This is a genomic window from Chloroflexaceae bacterium (assembly GCA_025057155.1).
In the GTDB taxonomy this organism is placed as follows: Bacteria; Chloroflexota; Chloroflexia; order Chloroflexales; family Chloroflexaceae; genus JACAEO01.
Window position 1 is genome coordinate 35,659 of sequence record JANWYD010000016.1, and the last position, 14,175, is coordinate 49,833.

Below are 14,175 nucleotides of genomic sequence, written 5' to 3' on the forward strand. Positions count from 1 at the left end.
CCCGAAGGCTCTGCGCACGCCGTGGGGGTTGACAGGGTCCAGGTTCATCCCTCTCCTCCGCTGTGGTAAACTACCACATAACATTCGCATGTAATCGCAAATGGTATGCCAGGCAACAGTTTTGGACAGGCATTTCGCCTCACCACCTGGGGCGAGTCGCACGGACCGGCGGTGGGCTGCACGGTTGACGGCTGTCCGGCGGGGCTGCCGCTTGGCGAGGAGGACGTGCAGCGAGAACTGGATCGGCGCCGCGTGGGGCAGAGCAAGGTCAGTTCGCAGCGCCAGGAGGCCGACCGGGTGCAGATCCTCTCCGGGGTTTTCGAGGGCCGGACCACGGGGACGCCGATCAGCATGCTCGTGTACAACACCGATGCCAAACCGGGGCACTACGAGGCGATCAAGGACCTGTACCGCCCTGGCCACGCCGATTACACCTGGGAGGCCAAGTACGGCTTCCGCGACTGGCGGGGCGGGGGGCGTTCCAGCGCCCGCGAGACGATCGGGCGCGTCGCCGGAGGCGCGGTGGCGCGCAAGCTACTGGCGCAGATCGGCGTGCAGATTATCGCCTACACCCTGCAACTCGAGGAACTGCGCGCCCAGACCTTCGATGAGGCGGAGATCGAGCGGAATGTGATGCGCTGTCCCGATCCGCAGGTGGCGGCCCTGATGGTTGAACGGGTGGATCAGGCTCGCCGCGCCCTCGACTCGCTCGGCGGCATCGTCGAGGTGCGCGCCCGCGGGGTGCCGCCCGGCCTGGGCGAACCGGTCTTCGACAAGCTCCAGGCGGATATCGGCAAGGCCATGTTTTCGATCCCGGCGATCAAAGGCGTGGAGTTCGGAGAAGGCTTCGAGGTGGCGCGCATGCGCGGCTCGCAGCACAACGACCCCTTCGTGCGTCGCGATGACGGAAGCATTGGCACGCTGAGCAATCACCACGGCGGCATCCTCGGCGGCATCTCCACGGGCGAGGAGATCGTCGTGCGCCTGGCGGCCAAACCGCCGGCCAGCATCGCCCGGCCCCAGGCCACGGTGGACCGCGCGGGCAATCCGGCGACTATCGAGGTGCACGGGCGCCACGATCCGACCGTGCTGCCGCGACTGGTGCCAATCGCCGAAGCGATGCTGGCGCTGGTGCTCGCCGATCACTGGCTGCGGCAGCGCCTGGCGCGCATGTGACGCCCTATGCTCAGCCCGCAGCGCCAGACCTCGTTGCTTCTCGCGGCTGTCGCCGGGCTGTGCTGGGCGGCAGCGCTGTCGTTGTTGCTCTTCGGCAACCTCGCCGCCGAGCCTGAACCGCTGGCGCTCCAGCGCCTGCTCTTTTATGCGCTCAGTCTTACCGCGCCGCTGCTCACCTTCGCGCCGGTTGAACGCAGTCTTGATCTTCGCGGCCTGACGGTGGAGGGGGTCATTGGGAGCTTCACGCTTCTCTATAGTCTGGCCTTTGTGCCAGCCCCCCGGAACTGGCTCCTGGCGCTGCCCGAACTGCCGGTCTACACCTTGCTGCTCATGGCGCTGTTCCTCTGCGGCGCAGCGGTCAGCCGCCCGTTCATCCACGGCATCAGCGCACGGTTGTTCCGCGCCCGCGCGCGCGCCTTGGACAGCCGGCGGGTGCGCCGCCAGTCGTATGAGCTGGGCTTCCTGGTAGCCATGGTGGCGGCCCTGGCTGGGCTCCGGGTGCTCACCTGGGTCAGCCTGCTTTTGCTGGTGCTGGCCCTGGTGATCGCCGAGTTGCTGTTCCTCTCGCAGGTGCCGGCCGAGCCAGCGGAAGGATAATACGATTCTGGATTTTCGATTTGGGATTTTGGATTTGGGATTTCGGACTGCGATTGCCGAGGGAGAGGCCGGTTCTCAGGTGCAGGGTTTTTCGAGCGAGAAGGGGTTTTCGGCATTCCCATGCGCTTGCGATCCTCACCCCCCTGCCCCCATCTCCCGCGATCGGGTTTAGAGTCGGACAGAACGCATGGGCGTAGATGTGATTCATGGCGTTGGGATGCGCCGTTTCACCCTCACCCCCTGCCCCTCTGCCTCGTGCGGGAGAGGGGGGGCCAGAGCCGCGCTCGGAGCCGTCCCAATGCGGTAGCGGTAGTGTTCGCTCGGATGTTCTGTCCGCCCTCAAACGCTCGCGGGAGAGAGGCCGGAAAACCTACACCAAGGAGGGGCCGGGGGAAGCGTCGCCATTCCGGGAACCCTCGTTCCTTATCCCGAGGAGGAGAACCGCGATGATCCGCATCAGTATCATCGGCCTGGGTTTGATCGGCGCTTCGCTGGGGATGGCCCTGCGTAACGCCGACCCCGCCGAGTCGCCTCTCGGCCCGGTGGAGGTGGTGGGCTTCGACCGCAACACTGGAACGGTGCGGGCGGCCCGCGGGCGTCTGGCGATTGACCGTGAGGCGCGCTCGCTGGCCGAGGCAGTGCGCGATACGCAGATGGTGGTGGTGGCAACGCCGGTGCTGGCCGTGCGCGAGGTGTTCAAGGACCTGGGACCATTGTTGCCGCCAGGGGTTGTCGTGACCGACGTCGCCAGCACCAAGACGGAAGTTGTCCGCTGGGCCGCGGAGTTGTTGCCGGCAGGGGTCGCGTATGTAGGCGGGCACCCCATGGCGGGCAAAGAACGCGCTGGAGTCGAAGCTGCCGATCCCGACCTGTTCAAGGGGGCGATCTACTGCCTGACGACACCGCCGCAGGCGAACCGCGGCGCGGTGGAGGCGGTCGAGGCGCTGGTGCGCGCAGTGGGCGCGAAACCCTACTACATTGACCCCGAAGAACACGATGCGTATGTTGCGGGTATCTCGCACCTGCCGATGCTGCTCTCAGTGGGATTGGTGGAGGTGACCGGGCGCAGCCCGGCGTGGAAGGAACTCGCGCCGCTGGCCGCGACCGGGTTCCGCGATGTTTCGCGGCTGGCTTCGGGCGACCCGGAGATGCACCGCGACATCTGCCTGACCAATGCGCCGGGCATCACCCGCTGGCTCAACGAGATGATCAGCTTCCTGGTGGACCTGCGCGACCAGATTGCAGGCGGCGACGCAGCGGCGCTGGAGGATCTGCTGCGCCGGGCCAGGGCGCAGCGCGACGCCTGGCTCGAATCGCGACCGCATCTGCGTCCCGGCGAAGAAGCCTTTTTACAGCAACCCGAGGTGGAGCGCCCCAATCTGTTTGCCTTTCGCTGGCCCAACCGGCGAGAGTGATGGGATTTTGGATTTGGGATTTGGGATTTTGGATCGGGGAATCTGGCGTGCGAGTGAGAGCTGGCGATAATAGGCCTGCACGGTGGCCGCCTGCGGATCGTGGATGGCGCCGGGGGCTGGGGGCGGACGAGCAGGGCGACGGGCCTGTCGCCCCTGCTCGTTCAGACGGTCAGGATGAAGAATGGGAAAGGCGATGCAAGGATCGAACCTCTGGCCTCCGTGCTTCCCGCGGAGCGCCTCGTTCACCATCCGCCACCGGAGCGCCCCCCGCCGAAGGAGCCGCCCGCGCTTCCTCCGCCAAACAAGCCGCCTGAGCCGTGCCGACTGCCCCAACCGTCATCATTATCGCTGCTACTGCTGCTGCCCCAGCCGCTGAACCAACCACCGCCGCTCCAACTGCCGCTGCTCCAATCGCCGCTGCCACCCCAGCCTCTTCCGGTGACAATGATCGGGCCGGGACCAGGGATGTTCACCCGATCATAAGACCGGAACTCCCGCTCAATGTCGCGGGCCTCGTCGCGGATGCGGCTGGCGCGTTCGAGGGCCTGCTTCAGGGCCTCCTCGCCGGTGATCGGCAGGCGAATCCGGTCGAAGTCTTGCTGCAGGTCGCGCAAACGCTGGAACAGGCTTCCGGGGGCGAGCAAGCGCACGCGCGTGCTGACGCTATCGGCGGCGTTAAGCCAGTTGCGCGCCTCCGTCAGGGCGCGATTGAGGTCGCTCCGCAACTTCTCCAGACGTTGCACGTCGCCATACACCGCCTGGTAGACTGTCTGCGACTCGCGTTGCAACTCCTGGTAAGCGGCGCTCAGTTGCTCGAGGGCCGCGCGCCGTTCCTCTTCCTCCACCTGGCGCGTACGGGCATCGAGGGCCTGGGCCTGCTCGAAGCGTTGGAGCAGCTTCTTCACTGCGACGATGCTGGCGGGAGTAATGTCGGCATCGTGAACATTGACGAACCGGGCGATCTTGTTGATCTCGCCAGCGATAATGGGCTGAAGCCGGTCGGCCTGCTGGCGCAGCTTTTGCATCGTCTCGGCCTCGGAGCGAGCCTGGGCCAGGGCCTCGTCGGCGAGCCGGTCGGCGGTGGTGGCGGCTTCAGCGAGGCGGAGCCAGTCAGGTTTCTCGCGCCGGGCCTCGGCCTGGGCGATGGCCAGTTGCGCAGCGGCCTCGCGGAGTTGCTGCTCAGGAACCTTGCTCACGTCGGGATCGTGGGCGCGCACAAACTCCTCGCCAGCGGCAATGCTGCGCTCGGCTTCGGCGAGCAGGGCGCGGGCCGCGTCGCGGGCCTCTTCGAGGGCCTTCAGGCGCTCGATAATGGCATCAATCAACCGGTCCACGAAGGCCAGTTCCTGGTCGGCGGCATCGAGCTGTTCCTGAGCGAAGAGGAACTGCTGGGCCTCCATGGAGTTGGCGACGCGGGCGCGCTGCCAGTGTTCGTGGGCGCGGTCGGCGGCGGCCTGGGCCTCGCTGCCATTGCCGCGGATGTCGCTCCAGGCGCTTTCGGCGAACTCGTCAACGATGTCGAACACGCGGCGGCCCTCGGCGATACGCTCGGCGGCGCGGAGGCCGCGTTGCTCAAGCTCGGCGATGCGCCGGGCATTAGCCTCAAAGAGCGCAGGCGCGCCGCTGCCCTGGGCGATGGCGGCTTCCAGGCGCGCCTGGGCCGTATCGAGCCGGGGGAGGGCCGCGTCTGGCTCGCCGCCTTGCAGCGCTGCGGCGGCCTCGGCCAGAGCCTGATCGGCCTCGGCCAGGGCCTGGCGGCTGGCTTCGAGGCGGAAGCCCTGCCGTTCAACAGCGATGCCGCTCTCGCGCTCCCGCGAGATGTCGGCGCGGATCCGGGCGTGATGTTCGGCAATGGCGCCGATGTGCTGGCTGCGTTCCGACGCTGCCCGGGCAGCGGCGACGGCCTCGTCGTAGGCGAACTTCGCCAGGGCCGCCTCCGCGCGCTCCACCTGCTGCCGGGCCGGGGTGAGGGCCGCCGCGGGGTCGGCAAGCTCCTCGCCCAGGGCCGCCAGCCGGTCTGCAGCGTCGGTCAGGCTTTTTTTGCCCGCTCAACCTCCTCGCGCGCCTGACGGGCCTTTGCATCAAGCTCGGCGCGGAGTCGCTCCACCACCGCCAGATCCTCGCCGACGGCCTTTGCCTCAGCCGCAATCGCTTCGTAGGTGGCGGCGGCCTGAAGCAACTGCTCGTTGGTGGGCTTCTCACGGCGCTCCAACTGCTCGGCCGTTTCCTTAAAGCGGAGCTGGACGGCGGCGAAGCGATCGCTGGCGGCGCGCTGGAGCTGGCTGAGTCGTTCGACCTCGGCCGGGGGGTAGGAGACACGGTCGAACTTCGCCTTCTCCGCGGCGGCGTTGAAACGCTGGCCGAGAGCGGTGATAAGCGCCGCGGCTTCCTCGCGCGCATCCTTGAGCCGCTGCCGGGCGGCGGCGCGGGCCTTCGCCGCGCGCCGCTGGCGGACCAGGGCGTAGCCGCCCGCGCCCAGGGCCGCCAGGCCGCCAGCGCCAATGATGATCGGCGTCGGATCAATGTTGATGCCTCCCCCGGGTTGCGGCGGATTCCTGATGGACTCCTCAATGGCGCCAAGAGCCGTGGTCACGCCGCGGGTAAAATCGCCAGCGGAGAGACCGGGGTTGAGGGCAGTGGTGCGGATGTACTCGGCATTGTCGTTGACCTTGAGCGCCGCAGCCCAGTCATCCCCATAACCGATCTCGCTGTAGCGCTGGTTGAGCGCTACGTAGATGGCAATGGCATTGGTGCGCATTGCGCCGTCGCTGCGCATCAGGCCATCGTCAACCAGGCGCTCGGTAAAATCGTCGGGACCGCCGTCGTCCACCACGTAGACCGCCACGGCGGCCCCCCGGTCGAGCAGGGGACGGGCGGCCCGCTCCACGGCGTTCCGGTCCAGGCGCCCGCCGGGGTCGCGGATAATCAACTGACCCTGGGCGAGGGCCGGAACCGCCAGCAGCAGCAGGAGGGACAGAGCGGCTGCAAGACGGATCAACTGGCGCATGGCAGATATTCTCCTTTGGCTTTCACTCGTCGGCTGCCAGAGCCTGTTCCAGATCGGCGAGAAGGTCGTCTACATCCTCGATCCCGACGCTGAGGCGCACCAGGCCGGCGGGCACCTCCAGGGGCGAGCCGGCGACGGAGGCGTGGGTCATGGCGGCAGGGACCTCGATGAGGCTCTCGACGCCGCCGAGACTTTCAGCGAGGGTGAAGAGGCGCGTGCGGGTAACGAGACGATGGGCGGCGGGCGCGCCTCCCGCGGGCACAAACGAGACCATGCCGCTGAAGCCGTACATCTGGCGGCAGGCCAGGTCATACTGCGGATGTTCCGGCAGGCCGGGGTAGAAGACCTGGGTCACGGCGGGATGGCCCTGGAGGAAGCGGGCAATGGCGAGGGCATTCTCGCCGTGCTGGCGCATGCGCAGAGCGAGGGTCTTGATCCCCCGCAGCACCAGCCAGCAATCGAAGGGGCCGGGCGTGGCCCCGGCGGCATTCTGCACAAAGCGCAGCCGGTCGGCGACCTCGTCGTTGGAAGTGATAATGGCCCCACCGACGACATCGGAATGCCCGCCGAGGTATTTGGTAGTGGAATGGAGCACGATATCAGCGCCCAGTTCGAGCGGGCGCTGGCAGGCGGGAGAGGCGAACGTATTATCAACCACTGTCAGGGCGCCGTGCTGGCGCCCGATAGCGCTGATCGCAGCGATGTCGGCCAGCTTCAGGAGCGGGTTGGTGGGCGTTTCGAGCCAGATCAGGCGCGTGGCAGGGCGTAGCGCCGCCGCTACCTGCTCCGGGTCGCGAGTGTCAACAAAACTGGTGCTGATGCCCTTGTCTTCCAGCACACGCTTGAAGAGGCGGTAAGTGCCGCCGTACACGTCGTCGCCGCAGAGCACATGATCGCCCGACCGGAGCAGGGCAAGGGCAATGGTGGTCTCAGCGGCCAGACCGGAGGCGAAGCAGAGGCCGTGCGCGCCACCCTCCAGCGAGGCAAGGGCTGTTTCCAGGGCGGTGCGGGTGGGATTGCCAGAGCGGGCATAGTCATAGCCCTTATGCACGCCCACGGCTTCCTGGGCAAAGGTGCTGGTCTGGTAGATCGGGACGATTACCGCGCCGGTGGCGGGGTCAGGTTCCTGGCCGGCGTGAATGGCGCGAGTGGAAAAACCGTGGTCAGGCATCGCCGTCTCCGTGGCTGTGATGGCTCGCACCGGGATTATAGCACGCTGATGGTAGCCTGAACGGCCCTGGAGAGGTATAATGTTGCATGGATATAGCGGTGGACCCGACCTTCCGGCCCGGGCCCATGCGTCCGGACTGGGTCCATGCCCGGATAAGGGGTATTGTTCAAAAAGTCAACTTGCAGTATGATATGACAGCAAGAAGCCGCAGAAAGGCAGGGGCGCCATGAACGACGGGTTGATCATGTTCGGCATCATGCTGTTCGTGCTGGTGGCGCAGGGGATCCTGTGGGCCTGGGTGTTTGCCGAGCGCAACCGCAAGATTCCCGACGTGAAGATTATGAACTGGCGCGAGTTGCTTGAGATGTCGCAGAAGGGCATCGAGGAAGCCTACCGCCGGGCGCGGAGCAGTATGACCCGGCGCTAGGAGCAGTGCGGATTTCAGATTGCGCACGTGGCACAACCCTCCAGGTTGTGCCACGTGTTTATTGCCGACCGGCAAGACGCTGCAACTGTTCCACGTCAATCAACGAGATCACATCGTCGTCAATGCGGATCATTCCGGCTTCGCGCAGCTCGCCGATCGCTTTGGTGACGGTCTCGCGATACGAGCCGATCATCTCGGCGAGTTGCTGGTGGGTGTAGCGCACCACCATGGGCGGCCTGGCAGGCAACTCCGCAGGTTGGGATGGCAGTCCCGCCAGGTTGAGGAGCACGCTGGCGAGGCGCTGGGCCACGTTTTTAAAGGCGATGTCGGCCAGTTTGTTCTCCATGGCGCGCAGGCGCTGGCCCATCAGTTCCATGAAGGCGATAGCCACCCGCGGATGTTGTTCCAGAATGCGACGCAGGGTGTCGCGGCCGATCAGCCCGATGACGCACTCGGTCATGGCTTCGGCGAAGGTGTCGTGGAGCCACTGCCCCACCAGGGTCATCTCGCCGAAGATCGTCACCGGTTCGAGCACCATGAGCGTCAGCGCGCGACCCTCCGGCGAGAGTTTGTAGATCCGCACGCGCCCGGAGCGCAGCACAAAGAGTTGTTCGCCGACCTCGTTCGGTGAATGGAAGATCTGTCCGGCCGGGTAGATGTTGTAGCTGATCAGACGTTCAATCTCAGCCCGCTCGGCGACGCCGAGCTGGGCGAAGATGTCGCCAGCGGTAACGTAGTGGATGGCGGGTTCATTGGTCATCGGAGGAACCTGTAACCGTGCCGGACGACTCTTCGAGCAACCTGACGATTCGCGTGCCGCCCGCGGCGAACCCGGCGAGGTTGGTGATGCGCGCGGCGACGGCGCCGGCGCCGAGCGCGTCGAGGGCGGCGCGCACCTTGGGGATCATGCCGCCGCTGATGGCCCCGCTGCCAATGGCCGCCTCTACGGCCGCGGCATCGAGCCAGGCGGCGATCCCTCCGTCGAGAATCACGCCAGGCACATTGCTGACAAAGACCAGTTCCGTGTCGCCCAGCGCCCCGGCGATGGCCTGGGCGACCATGTCGGCGTTGATGTTGTAGCTCAGCCCATCGGCCTCACCCATAGCCACCGGCGCGAAGACGGGCAGCCAGCCCAGGGCGAGCATGGCGCGGATGGCGGCGACATCAACGCCGGTAACCACCCCGACGCGGCCCAGGTCGGCGCCGCCAGGGCGGTAGGGCGCGCAGCGCAGCAACCCCAGGTCAATGCCGCTGAGACCCGCTGCGCGCACGCCGCGCGCAACCAGAGCGGCCACCAGGCGCTTGTTGATGGTACCGCAGACCACCGCCTGCATAATCTCCATCGCCTCAGGCGAGGTGACCCGCAGACCCTCGATGAACTGCACCGGCAGGCCGGCGCGGTCAAGGGCGGCGCTGATCTCCTTGCCGCCGCCGTGCACCAGCACCAGCGGCCCGTTGAAGGCGGCCACGGCGGCGCTCAGGCCCTCCAGAAAGGCCGGATCGTCCAGTTCGTTGCCGCCAATCTTTACGACGGTGATCGACGCCACGCGCCGTTCTCCAGGGAAAATGAAAAAACGGCATCCCAGCGAGGGCTGCGCCCTCTCGGAAACTTCTATTCATTTCAGGATAACAATATTTCTGAGAAGACGCAACCTGGCTGCGTGGAAAACCGGGGGCTGTTGCAGAGTCTTTGGGGCTTGCCCCTGGTTGGTTCTGGCGACTACGCCCCCCAATTCCCTGCTGGAGGCGGAATTGCATCAGTCAAAAGCCTACGACCGGGGGTGCGGAGAAACCTGGTTTCCCCATCATCAGATTGGAGCGCCACTGTCTGGCAGGGCGGCCAGGCGCGCGCGCAGGTCGGCGCCCTGCCAGACGGCCAGGCGGCGCCGATAGAGCAGGGCCATCCAGATCGGCAGCAGGGGCAGGGCAACGTTGACCGCGCCTATCCAGACCGCCGCGGTAATGGCGCGGGCTGCGAGTGACTCGACGCCGAGCAGAAAGAGTATCGGCAGCGGCGCCAGCACGCCGATGGCCAGGGTAGCGGCCAGGGCGATCGCCCCAAAGACGATGCTGGCGCAGAGAAAAGCCAGAATGTTCTGGCCTAATCGGTAGAAGGTGAGATCAAGGCTGCGTTTGACTGCCTGGCCCATCGGCAGGGGTTCGTGCACAAAGGGCTGCAGGGCGAAAATGACGCTGCTATAGGCCGCGCCGTTGAGCGCCAGCGTGGCCGCGTACATCAGGATGAAGCCCACGATGAGGGCAATAATCCCCGCTACCGACGCCACCTCGCCCGCTGTTCCGCCGATGGCGCCGGCCGATGCAAAGACCGCGACGCCCGCGATCCCGAACACGTACACAACACAGACACAGACGCTGCTGATCACCGAAACAACGCTCGCCGCCACAAGGAGGAAGACCGTGCCATAGCAGCCCATGCCAAGCACGCGGAGCGGCCCGAGGGCCAGGGCCCGGCGCAGGGTGACGGCCTCGCCGCCAGCGGCCATCACCGCAGCGCGGCTTACGGCGCCCACTACGTAGAGCGCGAGCGGCAGGCCCAGCAGGGCGACCAGGAGCAGCAAGGCCACGCCGGGAGGGGTAGAAAGCCAGTCGCTGGCAATCACCAGGGCGGCGAACAACGCGCCGGAGGGCAGGCCGGCCAGTGAAGCCAGGATAAGTATCCGTAGAAAGGCGCGCCGGTAGAGGTGCAGACCCTCGTCAAGCAGATCGAGGATTGGCTCCAGCGCCATCCGCAGTGATTGTCGCCTGGTGTGCATAAGGCAGTCTCAAGAGGGCCTGGTTCTTCCGAACCGGGGGCGCAATCCGGAGGGTTGCATTATTCTGCAATCCCCGCTTTGACGTCCACCATCTGGTCGGCCTCGGCCACCAGACGCAGGAGCACGGCATCGCTGGCGACCGGGGCGGCCATGGCCGCCAGCAAGGCGCCGGCGCGTTCGGCGCGCTCCGGGGCGATGGCGGCCAGAGCAGCGAGGAAGGCTGCGTCGTCGAGATGAGGATTCAGCCCACTGGCGCGGGCCAGGCGCCGTTTGAACGTCGCGCGGTAGTGGGCCTGGAGCGCGTCGCGGCGCCCGGCGCGGCGCAGCAGACCGGCCATGCTTTCCAGATATTCGGCGCTGCTGCGCCGCGCTGTCTCCTCGCGAAGCGGCGCCGGCCGGCCAAAGCGCCGACCTGTGAGCGCCAGATAGGCTGCCAGCATCAGGGCGATGTAGAGGATGGCCCACCCCCAGGGGGTCCCGAGCAGCAGCGACCGCAGTGAGGGCTGGCTGATGAACCCGTGGTGGTATTCGTCGAAAACCACGCGCCCGCCCGGAGGCGCGCGCCGGAGCATGTTTAGCACCATGGCGGCGTTGTCGCCCTCGTTCAGTCCACGGTTAGTGAAGGGATGCAGAGTGGCGCTGGCGAAGACGTAGCCGGCGCCATACGGCAGGCCCAGCACCAGCGGCGCGGCGCCGGCGCCAACCAGGGGCACAGCGTCGGCGCGGGTGGTACGGAGGGCGGTGGTAGCCTCGGCAACCACGGCCTGCGCTGGCGGGTCGTTGAAGACAGGCTGGAGAACCGGTGCAGGTTCCGGCAACTGGTCCTGCGGCGGGGCGAAGAGTTCCAGATCGAAGGCCCGAAACAACGCCGCCGCCCCCGCCAGTTGTCCGGGACGGTTATCGGCCAGCACCAGGATGCCGCCGTCCTCAACCCATTCCGCCACTGCGGTCGCTTCGTCGAGGGTATAGCGCTCGCCAGGGCCGAGGACGATCAGCACGGCGGCTGCAGGGTCGGGCGCGAAGCGCTCGCGGTACTGTAACCGGCGAACGTCATAGCCGAGGGCGTCAATCCAGCGGTAGAGGGCCAGCGCGCCTTGCGGCCCGCTGGCATGGCTGCTTGCCCCGGTACCGGGCACACTGGCGGCCCGTCCCGGTCCCAGGGCGATGAACAACGCCAGAACGGCAAACAGGCCAGCGAGGATAATCACATCACGCCGCATCGCTGGCACGCTCCCGCAGTTCGCTCACCCGGCGCGCGTACTCGGCATACCCACGGTCGTCAATCGGCGCCCCGCCGTACCAGACCCGGTCGGCGGTTTCCACGACCGGGGCGAGGCGCTCGTACAGCGGCGGCTGGTCGCGCAGGCGGGCCAGGTGCTCCCGGTTGGTCTGGTGGGGTTCGTAGCGCAGCCGTCCGCGCTCATCGAGCCAGAGGAGGGCGGCCAGGGCCAGCACCCGCACGGCCTCGCGGTAGTTGCCCTGGCGGGCGAGTTCGTCGGCGCGGTCGCGCGCCTCGGCGGCGGTGCGGGTCGTCACGTCGGGCCGGGCGTCCAGCCGGGTCTCCACCCGCAGCGTCCGGCGCAGGCCCCGCAGCCACAGCCACAGCACGGCGATTACCAGAGCGGCGCCGGCAGCGAGCAACATCCAGCCGGCGACCGTCGCGGAGGGGCCAGCCGCCTCGCCAATGGGGTCAACCAGGCCATCTAACAGATGCCCCAGACGCTCGAAGAACTGGTCGAGCGGGCCGGGTTCGCGCGGCTGCGGCTCGGCCCGGGCGAAAGGCGGACGGGAGAGGATCTCCTCCAGTCGTTCCAGGGCATCATCGGGCGGCGACGGACCGGCGCTCGAAAGGGTGTCGATGAGGGCGCCGAGGCGCGCGGCGATCAGGGGAAGGCGCGGCTCGGGGCGCGCCAGTTCCTCGGCCAGCCAGCGATTATCCGCTGGCGCGCTTCCGCCGCCGGGGAGCGCCACCGCGGTGGCGGCGATCAGCCGCGGGGCAACCAGCTCCAGGCTGATGCGATCGCCCCGTTCGGCGGCCGCGTGCGCTTCGCGCAGGGCCTGTTCGTAGGCCGCCAGGCTGAGCGTGGCCTCCTGAGCGGCCACGGGCACGACCGACGCCAGCGAAAGCGCCAATGCTGCAACCAGCGCGGCGAACGAGAGGTACGTGGTGATGGAGCGACGGAGCATAGCGGTGGTCTTTGCCTTTGTGGAGGGGGAACAGCGCTTCTGGCGATTCCGGTTGTCCAAAGCCTTTCCCATTCTACCAAATGCAGCGTAGAGCCGTCCCGGCGGGACGGCTCCACCCCGGCGGGCCATTGACAACCCGCCGCCACGGGCGTACCATTGCCGGCGACAACACCCGGCTCGCGGAAGGAGATCCCGGTGAACGAACAGCGCGACAGGCCGCCTTGGCGTCTGGAAACCAGTCTGGTGCATGCCGGGGAGCGCGCCGCCGCTCCGCAGGCCATGCCCACGACGACGCCGATTTACACCACCAGCACCTACCTTTACCCCTCGCTGGCCGAGCTTGATGCCGCCTTCGCCAGCGGTTCGGGCTACCTCTATGCGCGCTACGGCAACCCCACCGTAGCCGCGCTGGAGAGCGCCGTCGCAGCCGTCGAGGGCGCACGGGGAGCGGTGGCCTACGCCTCGGGGATGGCCGCCCTGCACGCCGCCCTGCTCGCCGCGGCCACGCCCCGCGGCGAAACCGCTCCCCGGCCACGCACTATCCTCGCCGCCCGCGACCTCTACGGGGCAACCACGGTCCTGCTGGAAGAAATGTTCGTGGCCCGCGGCGCGGTGGTGGCCTATGCCGACATGTGCGACCTTGGCGCGGTTGAGGCGGCCCTGGCCGATCTGCGTCCAGAGGTGGTTCTCGTTGAGCAACTCTCCAACCCGCTGCTGCGGGTGGTGGACGTGGCGGGTCTGGCGACCTGTTGCCGGGCGGCGGGGGCGCGGCTGGTGGTTGACAGCACCATTGCCACCCCCGTGCTGCAACGCCCGTTGAGTCTGGGAGCCGACATTGTAGTGCACAGCGCAACCAAGTATCTTTCCGGCCATGGCGACACGCTCGGCGGCGTGGCCGCTGCGCGCACCGCCCTGTTGCACGACACCCTGGCGCGACAGGCGCGGCTCCTGGGCGCCGCGCTGGGGCCGTTCGAGGCTCAGCAGACGCTGCGCGGCCTGAAGACGCTGGCGCTGCGCTTTGAGCGCCAGTGCGCCAGCGCCGCGCGTATCGCCGCTTTTCTTGAAGGCCATCCCGCCGTGGTGCGGGTCTACTACCCCGGTCTCCCCGGACACCCCCAGCACGCCCTGGCGGCGGCGGCCTTCGGCGGGCGCTTCGGCGGCCTGGTGAGTTTCGAACTGGCCGGTGATTCGGCAGCCCTGCAACGCTTCGTGGACGGGTTGCGGCTGTTCCTGCCCGCCACCACCCTGGGCGATATCTACAGCCTGGTGAGCGTGCCAGCCATCGCCTCGCACCGCGAACTCGGCGCCGAGCGGCGCGCCGAACGGGGCATCAGCGAGATGCTGGTGCGTCTCTCGGTCGGCATCGAGGCGGTTGAGGACCTGATTGCCGATCTGGAAGCGGCGCTGGAGTTGATATGAAC

13 protein-coding genes are annotated in these 14,175 nt (G+C 67.5%); 5 read left to right on the forward strand and 8 right to left on the reverse strand.

The window, feature by feature from the left end:
* Positions 1–105: 105 nt before the first annotated feature.
* The 3 genes from aroC to NZU74_14845 all read left to right on the forward strand — a co-directional run bounded on the left by aroC (position 106) and on the right by NZU74_14845 (position 3,188).
* A complete protein-coding gene (aroC, locus tag NZU74_14835; protein MCS6882608.1) occupies positions 106–1,176 on the forward strand; it encodes a chorismate synthase in 1,071 nt (356 codons plus the stop codon).
* Positions 1,177–1,182: 6 nt separating this feature from the next.
* Positions 1,183–1,773: a hypothetical protein gene (locus tag NZU74_14840; GenBank protein ID MCS6882609.1), complete on the forward strand. Its 591-nt coding sequence runs from the start codon at positions 1,183–1,185 to the stop codon at positions 1,771–1,773.
* Positions 1,774–2,219: 446 nt separating this feature from the next.
* Positions 2,220–3,188: a prephenate dehydrogenase/arogenate dehydrogenase family protein gene (locus NZU74_14845; GenBank protein ID MCS6882610.1), complete on the forward strand. Its 969-nt coding sequence runs from the start codon at positions 2,220–2,222 to the stop codon at positions 3,186–3,188.
* Positions 3,189–3,430: 242 nt separating this feature from the next.
* Here the strand turns inward: NZU74_14845 and NZU74_14850 are convergent, their stop codons facing one another.
* From NZU74_14850 to NZU74_14860, 3 genes are all read right to left on the reverse strand, one after another.
* On the reverse strand, positions 3,431–5,137 hold the full coding sequence (locus tag NZU74_14850) for a hypothetical protein (protein ID MCS6882611.1): 1,707 nt from the start codon (positions 5,135–5,137) through the stop codon (positions 3,431–3,433).
* A gap of 80 nt (positions 5,138–5,217) precedes the next feature.
* Positions 5,218–6,195, reverse strand: a complete 978-nt coding sequence (locus tag NZU74_14855; protein ID MCS6882612.1) for a TPM domain-containing protein — start codon at positions 6,193–6,195, stop codon at positions 5,218–5,220.
* 22 nt (positions 6,196–6,217) lie between these two features.
* Positions 6,218–7,366, reverse strand: a complete 1,149-nt coding sequence (locus NZU74_14860; GenBank protein ID MCS6882613.1) for a cystathionine gamma-synthase — start codon at positions 7,364–7,366, stop codon at positions 6,218–6,220.
* 226 nt (positions 7,367–7,592) lie between these two features.
* Here NZU74_14860 and NZU74_14865 point away from each other — a divergent pair, with 226 nt between their 5' ends.
* Positions 7,593–7,793: a hypothetical protein gene (locus NZU74_14865; GenBank protein MCS6882614.1), complete on the forward strand. Its 201-nt coding sequence runs from the start codon at positions 7,593–7,595 to the stop codon at positions 7,791–7,793.
* Positions 7,794–7,851: 58 nt separating this feature from the next.
* On the opposite strand, the gene NZU74_14870 is transcribed toward NZU74_14865, so the two are convergent.
* The 5 genes from NZU74_14870 to NZU74_14890 all read right to left on the reverse strand — a co-directional run bounded on the left by NZU74_14870 (position 7,852) and on the right by NZU74_14890 (position 12,754).
* On the reverse strand, positions 7,852–8,553 hold the full coding sequence (locus NZU74_14870; GenBank protein MCS6882615.1) for a Crp/Fnr family transcriptional regulator: 702 nt from the start codon (positions 8,551–8,553) through the stop codon (positions 7,852–7,854).
* Positions 8,543–9,340 carry an acetylglutamate kinase gene (argB, locus tag NZU74_14875; protein ID MCS6882616.1) on the reverse strand — a complete coding sequence of 266 codons (798 nt, stop codon included), beginning with the start codon at positions 9,338–9,340 and terminating at the stop codon, positions 8,543–8,545. The genes NZU74_14870 and argB overlap by 11 nt, the downstream gene beginning before the upstream one ends.
* A 261-nt stretch (positions 9,341–9,601) precedes the next feature.
* On the reverse strand, positions 9,602–10,567 hold the full coding sequence (locus NZU74_14880) for a hypothetical protein (protein ID MCS6882617.1): 966 nt from the start codon (positions 10,565–10,567) through the stop codon (positions 9,602–9,604).
* A 59-nt stretch (positions 10,568–10,626) separates the two neighbouring features.
* Complete coding sequence (locus tag NZU74_14885) at positions 10,627–11,787, reverse strand: DUF4350 domain-containing protein (protein MCS6882618.1); 1,161 nt, start codon at positions 11,785–11,787, stop codon at positions 10,627–10,629.
* Positions 11,777–12,754, reverse strand: coding sequence for a DUF4129 domain-containing protein (locus NZU74_14890; GenBank protein MCS6882619.1), 978 nt, complete (start codon positions 12,752–12,754; stop codon positions 11,777–11,779). The genes NZU74_14885 and NZU74_14890 overlap by 11 nt, the downstream gene beginning before the upstream one ends.
* 195 nt (positions 12,755–12,949) lie before the next feature.
* Here NZU74_14890 and NZU74_14895 point away from each other — a divergent pair, with 195 nt between their 5' ends.
* Positions 12,950–14,173, forward strand: a complete 1,224-nt coding sequence (locus NZU74_14895; protein MCS6882620.1) for an aminotransferase class I/II-fold pyridoxal phosphate-dependent enzyme — start codon at positions 12,950–12,952, stop codon at positions 14,171–14,173.
* Positions 14,174–14,175 lie beyond the last annotated feature (2 nt).

What these genes read in the sequence shown, in the direction of transcription:
- aroC (MCS6882608.1), top strand. Translation starts at nt 106, where the DNA reads ATGCCAGGCAACAGTTTTGGACAGGCATTTCGCCTCACCACCTGGGGC.
- NZU74_14840 (MCS6882609.1), top strand. Translation starts at nt 1,183, where the DNA reads ATGCTCAGCCCGCAGCGCCAGACCTCGTTGCTTCTCGCGGCTGTCGCC.
- NZU74_14845 (MCS6882610.1), top strand. Translation starts at nt 2,220, where the DNA reads ATGATCCGCATCAGTATCATCGGCCTGGGTTTGATCGGCGCTTCGCTG.
- NZU74_14855 (MCS6882612.1), bottom strand. Translation starts at nt 6,195, where the DNA reads ATGCGCCAGTTGATCCGTCTTGCAGCCGCTCTGTCCCTCCTGCTGCTG.
- NZU74_14860 (MCS6882613.1), bottom strand. Translation starts at nt 7,366, where the DNA reads ATGCCTGACCACGGTTTTTCCACTCGCGCCATTCACGCCGGCCAGGAA.
- NZU74_14865 (MCS6882614.1), top strand. Translation starts at nt 7,593, where the DNA reads ATGAACGACGGGTTGATCATGTTCGGCATCATGCTGTTCGTGCTGGTG.
- NZU74_14870 (MCS6882615.1), bottom strand. Translation starts at nt 8,553, where the DNA reads ATGACCAATGAACCCGCCATCCACTACGTTACCGCTGGCGACATCTTC.
- NZU74_14880 (MCS6882617.1), bottom strand. Translation starts at nt 10,567, where the DNA reads ATGCACACCAGGCGACAATCACTGCGGATGGCGCTGGAGCCAATCCTC.
- NZU74_14885 (MCS6882618.1), bottom strand. Translation starts at nt 11,787, where the DNA reads ATGCGGCGTGATGTGATTATCCTCGCTGGCCTGTTTGCCGTTCTGGCG.
- NZU74_14890 (MCS6882619.1), bottom strand. Translation starts at nt 12,754, where the DNA reads ATGCTCCGTCGCTCCATCACCACGTACCTCTCGTTCGCCGCGCTGGTT.